Genomic DNA, 12,745 nt, shown 5'->3' with positions numbered 1-12,745 from the left:
CTGGTGTCCACCGCCGACACCGAGCTGCTCGCCGCGCGGGCCAGCGGCGTGCCGTGGCGGGTCGCGAACCCGGCCCGGCTCGACGCGGCGCGGGTGCCGGAGTTCCTCGCCGGGGTCGACGTGGTGGTGGTGCGCCTGCTCGGCGGCGACCGGGCCTGGCCCGAAGGGCTCGCCGCGACCGTGGCCAGCGGGCTGCCGGTCGTCGCCCTCGGCGGTGAGGCGGCACCGGACGCGGCGCTGATGGCCCGCGGCACCGTTCCGGCCGGCGTCGCCACCGAGGCGCTGGCCTACCTGGCCGAGGGCGGTGTCGGCAACCTGGCCGAGCTGTACCGTTTCCTGTCCGACACGCTGCTGCTCACCGGGCTGGGGTTCGCCCCGCCGGTGGAACTGCCCGCGCACGGCCCGCACGGCGACCGGGTGGCCAAGGCGGACCGCCCGACTGTCGGTGTCGTGTTCTACCGGGCGCACGCCACCTCCGGGAACACGGGGTTCGTCGACGCGTTGTGCGACGCGATCGAGGGCGCCGGCGCGAACGCCCGTCCGGTGTTCTGCTCGACGCTGCGCGGCGCCGCCGCCGGTGGGGTGATCGACGATCTGGCCGGGGTCGACGCTCTCGTGGTGACCGTGCTCGCCGCCGGCGGCACCCGTGCGTCGGACGCGTCCGCCGGCGGCGACGAGGACGCCTGGGACGTCGGCGCGCTCGCCGCGCTCGACGTCCCGGTGGTGCAGGGGCTGTGCCTGACCTCGTCACGGGCCGTCTGGGCGGACAGCGACGCAGGTCTGTCACCGATGGACGCGGCGATGCAGGTCGCCATCCCCGAGTTCGACGGCCGGATCATCACCGTCCCGTTCTCGTTCAAGGAGCAGGCGGCGGACGGCGTCCCGGTGTACGTGGCCGATCCGGAGCGCACCGCACGGGTCGCCGGGATCGCGTCCCGGCTGGCCGGGCTGCGGCACACCCCGACCGCCGAGAAGAAGATCGCGATCGTGCTCTCGTCGTACCCGACGAAGCACTCGCGGGTCGGTAACGCCGTCGGGCTCGACACCCCGGCGTCGGCCGTGCTGCTGCTCGACGCGCTGCGCGCCGCCGGCTACGACCTCGGTGAGGGCTACCCGGGCGAGGACCTCCGCTCCGCCGACGGCGGGCCGGGCGAGATCAGGCCGGACGCCGCGGCCGGGGACGCCCTGATCCACGCCCTGATCGCCGCCGGTGGGCACGACGTCGAGTGGCTGACCGAGGAGCAGCTCGCCGCGGCGCCGGCGCGGGTGCCGGCGTCCACCTACGAGGGATGGTTCGCCCGCCTGCCCGAGTCGCTGGGCGGTGCCATGGCCGAGCACTGGGGCCCGCCGCCCGGCGCCCTCTATGTCGACGACGACGGCGGGGCGGAACCGGCGATCGTGCTGGCCGCGCTGCGGTTCGGCAACATCGTCGTGATGATCCAACCGCCGCGGGGGTTCGGGGAGAACCCGGTGGCGATCTACCATGACCCGGACCTGCCGCCGTCCCACCACTACCTGGCGGCCTACCGCTGGCTGGACGAGGACTTCGGCGCGGACGCCGTCATCCACCTCGGCAAGCACGGGACGCTGGAGTGGCTGCCCGGCAAGGGCCTCGGGCTGTCCGCGCGGTGTGCGCCGGACGCCGTCCTCGGTGACCTGCCGTTCGTCTACCCGTTCCTGGTCAACGACCCGGGGGAGGGGACGCAGGCCAAACGCCGCGCCCACGCCGTGATCGTGGATCATCTCGTGCCGCCGATGGCCCGCGCCGACTCCTACGGTGACATGGCCAAACTGGAGCAGCTCCTCGACGAGTACGCGACGCTCGCCGCGCTCGACCCGGCGAAGCTGCCCGCCGTGCGCGCCCAGATCTGGACGCTGATCCAGTCCGCGCAGCTGCACCACGACCTCGGGCAGGCCGACCGGCCCAGCGACGCCGAGTTCGACGACTTCCTGCTGCACGTCGACGGCTACCTCTGCGAGGTCAAGGACACCCAGATCCGCGACGGCCTGCACATCCTCGGCGTGGCCCCGGCCGGGGAGGCGCGGACGAACCTGGTAACCGCGATCCTGCGCGCCAACCAGATGTGGGCGGGCCAGGCCGGGGCGGTCCCCGGGCTGCGCGCGGCACTGGGCCACACCGAAGGCGACACCGAGGCGTCCCGGGCGCAGGTCGACGCGTTCGAGCGGACCGCCCGTTCGCTGGTGGCCGCCCTCGAGGACGCCGGCTGGTCGCCGGCCGCGGTCAGCACGGTGGTGGCCGGGCAGCCGGCCGAGGCGGTGCCGGCCGCCGCCCGGGCCGAGGTCGAGCGGGTCCTCACCTTCGCCGCCACCGAGGTCGTCCCCCGCCTCGCCCGCACCCCGGACGAGATCGTCAACACCCTGCGGGCCCTCGACGGGCGGTTCGTCCCGCCCGGCCCGTCCGGCTCGCCGACCCGTGGGCTCGTCAACGTGCTGCCCACCGGGCGTAACTTCGCCTCCGTCGACCCGAAGGCCATCCCGTCCCGGCTCGCCTGGGAGACCGGCCGGGCGCTCGCCGACTCGCTGATCGAGCGCTACCTCGCCGACACCGGCGGCTACCCGGCCTCGGTCGGGCTGACAGTCTGGGGGACGTCGGCGATGCGCACCCAGGGCGACGACATCGCCGAGGTGCTCTGGCTGCTGGGCTGCCGTCCCACCTGGGATGACGCGTCCCGCCGCGTCACCGGCTTCGAGGTCGTCCCGGCCGCGGAGCTCGGGCGTCCCCGGGTGGACGTGGTGGTGCGGATCTCCGGGTTCTTCCGGGACGCGTTCCCGCACGTCGTCGCCCTGCTCGACGACGCGGTGCGGGCGGTGGCGGTGCTCGACGAGCCCGACGACGTCAACGCGCTGGCCGCGCACGTCCGGGCCGACCTGGCGGCGCTCGGGGCCGTCCCGACGGTCGGCGGGAGTGGCGGCACCACCGGCACGGCCGGTGTTGGTGGCACCGCCGGCACCACCGGCACGGCCGGTGTTGGCGGCGCCGCGGGTACGGCCGGCGCCGGCGGTCCCGGTGACGCGCCCGACCCGGCCGCGCTGCGCCGCGCGACCACCCGGATCTTCGGTTCGAAACCGGGCGCGTACGGCGCCGGGCTGCTGCCGCTGATCGACTCCCGGCAGTGGCGCTCGGACGCCGACCTGGCCGAGGTGTACGCGGTCTGGGGCGGCTACGCCTACGGGCGCGGCCTGGACGGCGCCGAGGCCCGCGCCGACATGGAGACCGCGTTCCGCCGCATCCAGATCGCGGTGAAGAACCAGGACACCCGCGAGCACGACCTCGTCGACTCCGACGACTACTTCCAGTACCACGGTGGGATGGTGGCCGCCGTGCGCGCGCTCACCGGCACCTCGCCGGCCGCCTACGTCGGTGACAGCGCGCTGCCGGACGCCGTGCGCACCCGCACCCTGCAGGAGGAGACCCACCGGGTGTTCCGCGCCCGGGTGGTGAACCCGCGCTGGATCGCGGCGATGCGCCGGCACGGTTACAAGGGCGCGTTCGAGCTGGCCGCGACGGTCGACTACCTGTTCGGCTACGACGCGACCGCCGGTGTCGTGCAGGACTGGATGTACGAGTCGCTGGCCGCCTCCTACGTCTTCGACGCCGAGACCCGCGAGTTCCTGCGGACGTCCAACCCGTGGGCGTTGCGCGGCATGACCGAGCGCCTCCTCGAGGCCGCGGAGCGTGGCCTGTGGGACGCCCCTGAGGAAGCCACCCTCGCCGGCCTGCGATCCACCTATCTTGAACTGGAAGGTGACCTGGAGGCCGCGGGCGACGGCGAGAACGCCGGATAACGCCCACCGGCGCGTGACCACGCGGGACGGGGACAGGTGGGACACATGGCCGAGCCGCTGACCGGCGAGGAGATCCACACGCTGGCTGTGGTCTTCCCCCAACCTGCCGCCGCGGGTCGGCTGCTGCTCGCGGCGGGGCTGGGAACGCAGTTCCACCCGCAGAACGCGGGCAACGCGTTCGAGTACTGGCACGCGGTGAGCGCCGAGATCGGTGCCGGCCGGCTCGTCGACGGCCGGCGCCTGATCCTCACCGCGGCAGTCGCGCGGTATCCCGCCAACGAGGTGTTCCGCCGCGCTCTCGGGATGGCACCCGCCGCCGAGGGGGCAGCCGCCGGGCCGGGACCGTCCACCGGCGCGTGGACCGACGCCACGCCGGCACCACCGGCCACCGAATCGGCCGGTATGAATTTCACCGTCAACGGCGGCAATGTGATCTTCGGTGGTCGGCAGGGTGAGGTGATCGGCGTCCAGAATCTGACCACCGGGCCGGATCCCCAGCGGCCCTGACGACCGGGGCGGTCTGGGGGCCGGCTCGGCGCGGCCTCGTCGCTACCCGCCGGTCGTCTCGCCGCGGACCGTCTCGCCGGCCGCCTCACCGGGGGCCGGATCGTCGCCGGTCCCCTCCGCCGCGGAGCCCCGGTCCTGCGCGGGGTCCCGGTCAGGCGGGGTCATGAACAGGTCGTCCTCGGACGCGACGAGCTCCGCCCGCCTCCGGAAGCCACCCGTGGCCGGGAACCGGCCTGTTCTCGCGTCGTCGGCGCGGTCCAGGAACGCCGCCGCGCGGTCCCGCCGGGTCGCCCGCTCCGACTCGCCGTTCACCGCCTCGAAGTCGAAGTCGTCGACCCGCTGCTCGTTGTTACGGAGGCGCCGCAACCGGTCGACGTCGATCTGGGTGTGGCCCTGCTCAAGCTCGACCTGCAGTTCCTCGAACCCCCGCGGGGGGTGCACGACGGCATTGTCCAACCAGACGACCAGCCCGCTGCCGATGGTGAAGCCGACGCCGCGCCTGGCGTCGACCAGCTGCTGGGCGACTTTCGCGGAATCCGGGTTCACCGATCTCGTGATGTCCGAGAGAATAGCCATGATCATGGTTCTGCAGTGCCCCTGCGGCTCCAGCGGGCTTCGCAGGAAATCGGCCGGGACGTCGATTCTCCACCGCGTCCAGACGTTCACCTGGAAGCGGGAGGCGCTGGCGGCGCTCGCCGACTCGACCGTGAGGGCCAGCTGGTGGGTCCGCCCGTCGACCAGGTAGTAGTAGCGCCACACCGCCTTGTCCAACTGGGCCCCCGGCGGCAGCTCGTAGAGGGAGCCGTAGGCGTCGCAGTACACCGTCCGCCAGCCCAGGGGCACCTTCGGCTGGCCGAAGAAGGGAACAGAAAGACGCGAGGTCGCCGGCGACCACTGCTGCGGGCGCCAGCCGTGGTGGCCGCTCGGTGGAAAATTACCGTAGACCATGGTCATCCCCCTGTACCGAATGCTCGATCGTGGCCAGCACGGCTCGTGACGTGCGCGGGCTCTGTCTTTCCCAGCGGCTGAACTCGCTCCACATCCGCCGGAAGTCCACCTGGGTGGACAGCGACTCCCAGACGACGTGCGCGAGAGTCGTGCGGGCGATCTCCTCGTCGGCTTCGGCGGACGCCGTCCAGCCGTGCAGGCATTCCAGCCCGAGGGCGTTGACCAGCGGCTCGTTGAGGATTCGACCCCACAGCACCGCGATCCGCCGCAGCATCCGGGGACCGACGGGCCGCTCGGGCATGGCGACCGCCAGCAGCGCCGGCCGGCCGTCCGGGCCGGGCCCCTCGGGCACGGTCGCGTGGAAGGCGACGCGCAGAAAGCTCAGGTAGCCGGCAAGCCGGGTGTTGAGCGGGTTCTCCGCCCGTGTCCACCCGCCGAGCGCGTTCACGACGGCGTCCGCCGCTCCCGGCGCGGAGCCCTCGAACAGCTCCAGGACGCTCTGCGCCGCCTGGCCCAGCAGCGGAAGGTCGATGCGGTCGAGGTCGTCGGCGTCATCGGTGTCGTCCCGCTCGCCTTCGATCGGCTCGATCAACCAGAGAATCTGGCTGAGGGCGTCGGGGAGATCCGCCGGGCCGAGACTCGCGCCCCAGGCGCGGACCGCGGCCTTCCGCCGCTGCGGATGGAACGTGTGAACCCGCCAGTCGCGCAGCATCCTCGTCGTGACCGGGCGCAGCGACGGGTCGTGGTGCACGGCGATGCTCAGGGCCGCCCCCGCGGCGGCCCGCTGCCAGGGTCGGTCCTCGTCCGCCCAGGGCAGCAGCACCCGTAGCCGCATCTCGTCGAAGCCCCAGCTCGCCAACAGCCCGACCGCGGCCGCCGCGCGCACCCGCACCAGCACGTCCCGATCGCCGCCGAGAGCCGAGAGCCACTCGACAAGCACGGTGTGGACGCCGTCCTGCTCATGCCAGAGCCAGTTGAGGATCTTCCAGGCGTACCCGTCGTCACGCAGCCGGACCAGCTCGACCGTGATGTCGCCGTACGGTGTGTCGTCGGTGCCGACCTGGATCATGGCCCTGGCCGCCGCCAGCCGCGGCCCCCGGGGCCCGCTGAACAGGGAGGGCCCCGCCCCGGCCGCGGTCGTGCCCCGGTACCGGTACCGGTCACGGCGTGCGCCGCGGACGTCGCCGTCGCTGTTCGGCGACCCGGGATCTGTCGTGCGATCCGCCGGGTGGCCCTCCGGTGGGTCCGGGAACCGCGCGGCGTACAGCAGCCGTGCCTCAAGATCACGGCCGAGTCGGGTGACCTTCGAGTACGGCATCCCGTTGAAGACAGCCAGGGCGATGACGAAGGCCCGGTGGGTGGGGTCGTCGGTCCCCGTCATCCACGCCACGAACCGGTCGTCCAGGTACTCCTTCAGCCACTGCCGCAGATCGTCGCGTGCGCGCGGGTCCGCCGGCTCGCCCCGCGCCCAGGCGGAACCGGCTCCACGCGCCCACCGCTCGCCCAGCTGGGCCACCGCGTCGGCGCAGAACCCCTCCCGCAGCAGCGCCTCCACCATGGGCTCCAGGTCCGGGTCGGCCCGCACGGCGGCCCAGGCCTGCGCATGATCGATCCGGAGGTGCCGGGCGGCGTGGGCGGCGAGCAGGCGCAGGGCGTCCACCGGTGGTCCGCCGTCGTGCAGGAAGTCCTCGAGTTCGTCGCCGAAGACCGTGTCGGCGTCCACCGTCACGACCAGGTACACGCCGCCGGCCGCCAGCTCGTGGGCGAGCCGCTCCAGGTCGCTGCCGCGCAGCACATCGGCGTTCGGCGGCGTGCCGACATCGAACAGGAACCCGCGGCTGCCCGGCACGCCGGGCCCGCCCGCCGGCCCGGCCCCGGAGCCCGGCGGGTCGGTGAGCTCCGCCGTGCCGAGCTCACGCAGCCCGGTCTCCGCCCCCAGCCGGCTGATCCGGACCCGGGGTGACGCGGCGCCGCGCGGCGCGACGCCCGCACTCGCGGAGTCGTCGGGGACACCGGGGGCGTCGGCGGTCAGCACGTCATGAAGCAGGTACTCGGCGACGGCCGTCCGGCCCCAGCCTCGGCTGGCGCGCAGCACGACCAGATGCCGCTGCCGCAACGCGGTCCGCAGGGTCGGGTACACCGCCGGCGCCACGAAGGAGCGCACGACCCTCGCCAACTCGCGATCGCTGATCAGCCCGGGGACGCGCCGCCCCGCCGTACCGGATCCGGCGCCGACGGTCCCGGTCACGGCATCCTGGCGGCCACCGAAGATCACGTTTCCGCCGGAGACCGTGAAGTTCAGCCGAGCCGCGTTCAGCCCGAGGCCGAACAGCGCCGCGTCTTCGGCGGACTCGCGTTCCCGGACCAGGTCGCCGGCCTCCTGGCTGGCGCTGTCCCATCTCTGCCGGCGGGCGTCGTCCCCCCTGGCCTGCGCCGCCTCGGTATCACCCTCCGGTGGGGCGCCGCCCGGCCCGCCGGCGCCCCGCCCGTCGGCACCGTCACCGTCCTGCGGGCGGCCCCGGGCCGGCTGCCCGTGCGGCGGCTGCCCCTGGGGCTGCGGCTGGCGGGGGCCGGGCGGGCCGGCGTGCCCGGGCCGCGTCCCGTCCTGATCCGCGCCGGCCCGCGGTGGTGGATCCTGGCGCGGACCGGCCGGTCGAGGCCATCCGTCCCGGCCGGCCCCCGGCGGTGTCATGGCCGCACACCCGCCGTCAACGCCCCGTCCGGCGACGGCCTCCCAGCCGCCCCGCCGCGCTGCGAACAGAGCCGCGGAACAGAGTTGTGTGCGTCACCCACCAGTCACCCTCCGATTTCCGGTGCCCAGGATGCCACAGCTGACGGCCGTCAAATCCAGCGTTTGCCGGCATTCGCCCGGTGCCGGGTCACGGCTCCTGGCAGCAGGATCCGCGCGGATCGACGGCCGCCGGACCGTGCGACACCGCCACGGGGGCCCGGCCGCTCCCGCCGCGGGGTGTCTTTCCGTCCTCGGTGGCCGTCGGCTCACCTGGCCTGGGCGCCGACCATCCAGCAGGCCGCGGTGAAGCGGACCGCGGCGTCGTTCACATAGGGATCGAACGCGGCGCGGGCGGTTTCGACGACCTGTGTCCGAGTCCGCTCGTCCACCTCTCGCAGGGCCATGCCGACCGGGCCGAACCGGGTGAAGTACGGGACCAGCTCGTGTTCGGGAAACGCACAGGACACGTCGACGGGCCGGATGTCGATCCCGGCCCAGCCGCTCCGCGTCAGAACGCGCTCGACCCGGTCCGGATCGGCGAGGGCGAACTGCCCGGGCTCGTCCGGCCGGCGGGCGGGAAGGTTCGGCAGGAGCGGTGCCGCGGCGCGTTCGGCCGTTGTCATGAAGGGGTTCTCAGCGGTCCCGCGCCAGGCGACGAACCGGAGCTCGCCACCGTCCCTCGCGGCCCGCCGCAGGTTCGCGAAGGCGGTGACGGGGTCGCCGAAGAACATGACCCCGAATCGGGAGACGATCGCGTCGAAGGCGGCGGGCTCGAACGCGTGATCCTGCGCGTCGGCGCGGACGAAGACCGCCCGCACCCCCTCCCGCTCGGCCCGCGCTCTGGCCGCGGCGATCATCGGCTCGGAGATGTCCACGCCGACGCAGTGGCCGCTCGGCCCGAGCCGCCGGGCGAGAGCGGTCGTCGTGGCGCCCGTGCCGCAGCCGACATCGAGGACCTGTCCCGCGCCGCGGGCGGCGATCGCGTCGACGAGCAGGCCCTCGAACGACTTGAACATCCCGTCCGTCAGGGCCTGCGCCGCGACCCAGGCGTGTCCGGCCGGTCCGTTCCACCGCGCCGCCTGGCCGCCGTCCTCGGCGATACCCATGATCGACTCCTGGTTCTGTCTCGGCTTCGCTCACATGCGGCTCACACGGCCGGCTGATGTCGTCCGTCCTGCCGGGCGGGCGCCTCTGCCGGTCCGGCAGGACGGACGACATCAGCACCGGACCGACAGGACGGACCGAACGAACATGACCGACTGGGAGAGAACACCACGGATCGGCTGCCCCGGCGCGAGAACGGGTCGTCGGGGGCGTGCCAGCGGCGGGCCGCGACCGCGGTCGGGGCAGCCGACCGGATATCCGCTGTTCCTCGGACTGACGGTGGTGGCTTTGCTCGGGCTCACCGGCTGTCGGGCGGGTGCGGTCTCGGCGGCGGACTCCACCCCCGCCCCCGCAACCAGTGTCGCCGCCGGCGCTGAGGCCGCTGGCACGGCGACCGCTGGCACGGCGACCGCGGCGCAGCCGGCGGAGCCGTCGGTGCCACCGGGCGGCGCGGGTGCCGGCGGTCCCGGTTCGCTGACCGTCGACATCACCTCGCCGGTCGACGTCGCGGGGCATGTGTCGACGGCCGTGAGCTGCCAGTCCACCGCGCGGCGCTACGTCGAGTCCTCGACGGCCACGATCGAGGGCAGGACGGTGTCGCAGGGTGTTCGGGTCGCCGGCTACGACGGGCCGGGCAGCTACCCGGCCGTCATCACGGTCTCGGTCGTCGCGCCCGACTCCGGCCGCTACGCGATCGACGCGGTTCCCACCACCGTCGAGATCACCTCGGCCGGGGGTTCCGTGTCGTTCAGCGCGAGCACGTCCGGCGGCCGGACGCTCGCCGGCTCGATCGCCTGGGCCTGCTCCGCCTGACCTGGCGGGTGCCGCGGGAGAAGTTCGAGACGGGCCGTGCGGCGGCGATGAGTTTCTGTCGGTGGGTAGGTCCAATCTGTCGACTGCACGCGAGTGGCGGCCGCGAACCCCGCGCCCGCCGCACCTCGTGCCCGGCGGCGAAGGAGCCCACGATGCCCGCTCACGACACCACCCTCCCCGGCGCGCCCTGCTGGGTCGATCTCATGACCTCGGATCCGGCGAAGGCCCGCGAGTTCTACGGGGAGCTGTTCGGCTGGACCTCCGAGGAGCCGAACGAGCAGTTCGGCGGCTACTTCAACTTCGCCAAGGACGGCCAGCTGGTCGCCGGGGGGATGACGAAGCAGCAGGCGGAGCTGCCCGACGTCTGGTCGGTCTACCTGCTGACCCCCGACGCGGAGAAGACCGCCGCGGCCGTGCCCGCGCACGGCGGCACGGTGATGATCGCGCCGATGCCGGTCGCCGACCTCGGTGTCATGGCTGTCCTCACCGACCCGGGCGGCGCCGTGATCGGCCTGTGGCAGCAGGGCCTGCACCGCGGGTTCGGCGTCCTGGCCGAGCCGGGCGCGCCGGGCTGGTTCGAGCTGCTCACCCGCGACTACCCGGCCGCGGTCGCCTTCTACCAGGAGGTGTTCGGCTGGAAGACGAACGTCGTCGCTGACACGGACGAGTTCCGCTACACCGTGCTCGTCGACGACGCCGGCGAGCAGCACGCCGGGATCATGGACGCGTCGGGCTTCCTCCCCGAGGGCGTCCCGGCGCACTGGGGCGTGTACTTCGGCGTCGAGGACACCGACGCCGCGCTCGCCCTCACCGTCAAGCTGGGCGGCGCGGTCGTCCAGCCGGCCACGGACACCCCGTACGGTCGGCTCGCGGTCGCGACCGACCCCACGGGGGCGACCTTCAAGCTGGTGGGGCGCAACACCGAGGAGCCGGCGAAGGACTGAGAACGCCCGGGCGCCGTGCGGGCCGCGGGCGTCGGCCGCGAGCAGGCGGCAAGCCGACGCACCGCGGCGGTGGCCCCAACCTGCCCGCCGCCGGCGATCCCCCGCTGGACCCTGGACCGGCTGGGGCCAGGCCGGTCACCGTCAGGACGAGAGGCGCTCGATGACGTGGGGGATACCCGAGTCGTGGGCGCCACTGCGGCGGATGAAGGTCATCGCCCTGGTACGCAGCCGCCATCCTTCGGCGGTGCGCAGGTAGGTGTCCCTGTAGTAGCCGATGCGCATGTCGTGCTGGGAGTGCTCGATGAAGCACAGCGGCTGGGTGCCGGTGGCGTTGGTTCCGTCGTCGGCGAGGTCGATGAGCGGGGTACCGGTGAGGAACAGGCCCTTGGGAGCGGCGGCGACCAGCGTCGGGAAGTCCTTGAGGGCGAAGGTGTCCCCGAAGGCGGTGTAGGTGCCGTCCGGTGTGAAGACCTTGAGGAGCCCCTCGACGTCGCTCTGTGTGATCGTCACCGCGTAGCGGGCGAGGAGCTGCTGGATCTCGACCAGGTCATCGGTCCGGCTCGGCCCGGTGGGGGCGGATCCGGCGGTGGGCTGGGTGGTGGGCTCAGTAGACAAACTGCTTGCCGCCCTTCATGACGAACGGGACCCGCTGCAGGACGCGGATGTCCTCGAGGGGGTTGCCGCGCACGCCGATGACGTCGGCGAGCAGGCCTTCGGCCAGCCGGCCGCGGTCGGTGACGTCGATGAGGTCCGCGCCCACGATGGTCGCGGCCTGGATCGCCTGCAGCGGGGTCATGCCCCGGTCGACCAGGGCGACCAGTTCGAGAGCGTTCTTGCCGTGCGGGATCGCCGGCGCGTCGCTGCCGACAGCGATCTTCACGCCGGCCTCGATGGCGTTGCGGATGGAGGCCTTGGCCCGCGGGAAGATGAGGGCGGCCTTCGCCTGGATCTCCGGTTCGGCGTCGCGCAGCACCGGCATGTTGTCGATCAGCGCCTGGGTGGCGACCACCCACACGTCCCGCTTGATCAGCAGGTTGATCGTGTCGTCGTCGATCATGAAGGCGTGCTCGATGCAGTCGACACCGCACTCGACCATCTGCTGGACGGCTTCCGAGCCGTGGGTGTGCGCGGCCACCCGCAGACCGCGCCGGTGCGCCTCGTCGGTGAGTGCCAGCACCTCCTCGTTGGAGTAGTGCCGGGAGCCGGAGGGGCCGCTGCTGTGGGACATGGCTCCACCGGAGCCGCACATCTTGATGACCTGGGCGCCGTGCTTGATGTTGTGCCGGACGGCCCGGCGGATCTCGTCGGGCCCGTTGGCCAGGCCCTCCTCGACGGTGAGCTGGAGGACGTGCGGGGCGAACGCGCCGAACATGGTGGGGTCGAGGTGCCCGCCGGTCGGGGTGATGGCGTGGCCGGCGGGGACGACGCGCGGGCCGTCGATCCAGCCGGCGTCGATCGCCTTCATCAGTGCGACGTCGAGCAGGTAGCCGCCGGTCTTGCAGAACAGGCCGAGGTTGCGCACCGTGGTGAAGCCGGCGCGCAGGGTGCGGCGGGCGTTCTGGGTCGCGCGCATCATCCGCAGCGGCGGGTCGTCGCGCATCTGCCCGGTCAGTGGGTGTTCGCCGGGGCCTCCCATCAGGAGGTTGAGTTCCATGTCCATCAGGCCAGGCAGCAGGATCAGGTCGCCGAGGTCCAGGACCTCGCCCTCGGGCTGGCCGCCGAGGCCGACGATCCGCTCACCTTCGATCTTCAGGATCCCGGGCCGGGTGATCTCCCCGGTGTCCACGTCGAGCAGGCCGGCGGCCTTGAGTGTCAGCACCCTGTGTTCTCCTTGTCCGCGGTGACGAGGCTGATCGCGATTCGGTGCCACAACCAGCAGAAACCCCGCTCT

Annotated in this window: 9 protein-coding genes; 4 read left to right on the top strand and 5 right to left on the bottom strand. The window is 73.3% G+C overall.

Annotated elements, in window-relative coordinates; translation table 11 throughout:
- Positions 1–3: 3 nt before the first annotated feature.
- Positions 4–3,807, top strand: coding sequence for a cobaltochelatase subunit CobN (cobN, locus tag B056_RS34605; protein WP_026239148.1), 3,804 nt, complete (start codon positions 4–6; stop codon positions 3,805–3,807).
- Positions 3,808–3,852: 45 nt separating this feature from the next.
- Positions 3,853–4,314 (top strand): effector-associated domain EAD1-containing protein, encoded by a 462-nt coding sequence (locus tag B056_RS0100145; RefSeq protein ID WP_026239147.1) that lies wholly within the window; start codon positions 3,853–3,855, stop codon positions 4,312–4,314.
- A 42-nt stretch (positions 4,315–4,356) separates the two neighbouring features.
- Here B056_RS0100145 and B056_RS0100140 read toward each other — a convergent pair whose 3' ends face one another.
- From B056_RS0100140 to B056_RS0100130, 3 genes are all read right to left on the bottom strand, one after another.
- The gene (locus B056_RS0100140) at positions 4,357–5,268 is read right to left on the bottom strand and encodes a hypothetical protein (protein WP_018499868.1); all 912 of its coding nucleotides are present in this window, start codon (positions 5,266–5,268) and stop codon (positions 4,357–4,359) included.
- Positions 5,249–7,954, bottom strand: a complete 2,706-nt coding sequence (locus tag B056_RS0100135; protein ID WP_018499867.1) for a hypothetical protein — start codon at positions 7,952–7,954, stop codon at positions 5,249–5,251. Before B056_RS0100135 ends, B056_RS0100140 begins: the two co-directional genes overlap by 20 nt.
- A gap of 305 nt (positions 7,955–8,259) precedes the next feature.
- The gene (locus B056_RS0100130; protein ID WP_018499866.1) at positions 8,260–9,099 is read right to left on the bottom strand and encodes a class I SAM-dependent methyltransferase; all 840 of its coding nucleotides are present in this window, start codon (positions 9,097–9,099) and stop codon (positions 8,260–8,262) included.
- A 280-nt stretch (positions 9,100–9,379) separates the two neighbouring features.
- Here B056_RS0100130 and B056_RS0100125 point away from each other — a divergent pair, with 280 nt between their 5' ends.
- Positions 9,380–9,910, top strand: a complete 531-nt coding sequence (locus B056_RS0100125) for a hypothetical protein (protein WP_230202768.1) — start codon at positions 9,380–9,382, stop codon at positions 9,908–9,910.
- A gap of 152 nt (positions 9,911–10,062) precedes the next feature.
- Positions 10,063–10,854 carry a VOC family protein gene (locus B056_RS0100120; protein WP_018499864.1) on the top strand — a complete coding sequence of 264 codons (792 nt, stop codon included), beginning with the start codon at positions 10,063–10,065 and terminating at the stop codon, positions 10,852–10,854.
- Positions 10,855–10,995: 141 nt separating this feature from the next.
- Here the strand turns inward: B056_RS0100120 and B056_RS34600 are convergent, their stop codons facing one another.
- On the bottom strand, positions 10,996–11,469 hold the full coding sequence (locus B056_RS34600) for a nuclear transport factor 2 family protein (protein WP_018499863.1): 474 nt from the start codon (positions 11,467–11,469) through the stop codon (positions 10,996–10,998).
- A complete protein-coding gene (locus tag B056_RS0100110; protein ID WP_018499862.1) occupies positions 11,459–12,673 on the bottom strand; it encodes a metal-dependent hydrolase family protein in 1,215 nt (404 codons plus the stop codon). Before B056_RS0100110 ends, B056_RS34600 begins: the two co-directional genes overlap by 11 nt.
- Positions 12,674–12,745 lie beyond the last annotated feature (72 nt).

This window comes from Parafrankia discariae (assembly GCF_000373365.1).
GTDB classification, from domain to species: domain Bacteria; phylum Actinomycetota; class Actinomycetes; order Frankiales; family Frankiaceae; genus Parafrankia; species Parafrankia discariae.
Note: the sequence above shows the minus strand (reverse complement) of the source record. Positions and strands in the feature narration are given on the sequence as shown.

Coding starts and splice junctions, on each gene's coding strand:
- B056_RS0100145 (WP_026239147.1), top strand. CDS start 3,853: ATGGCCGAGCCGCTGACCGGCGAGGAGATCCACACGCTGGCTGTGGTC.
- B056_RS0100140 (WP_018499868.1), bottom strand. CDS start 5,268: ATGACCATGGTCTACGGTAATTTTCCACCGAGCGGCCACCACGGCTGG.
- B056_RS0100135 (WP_018499867.1), bottom strand. CDS start 7,954: ATGACACCGCCGGGGGCCGGCCGGGACGGATGGCCTCGACCGGCCGGT.
- B056_RS0100130 (WP_018499866.1), bottom strand. CDS start 9,099: ATGGGTATCGCCGAGGACGGCGGCCAGGCGGCGCGGTGGAACGGACCG.
- B056_RS0100120 (WP_018499864.1), top strand. CDS start 10,063: ATGCCCGCTCACGACACCACCCTCCCCGGCGCGCCCTGCTGGGTCGAT.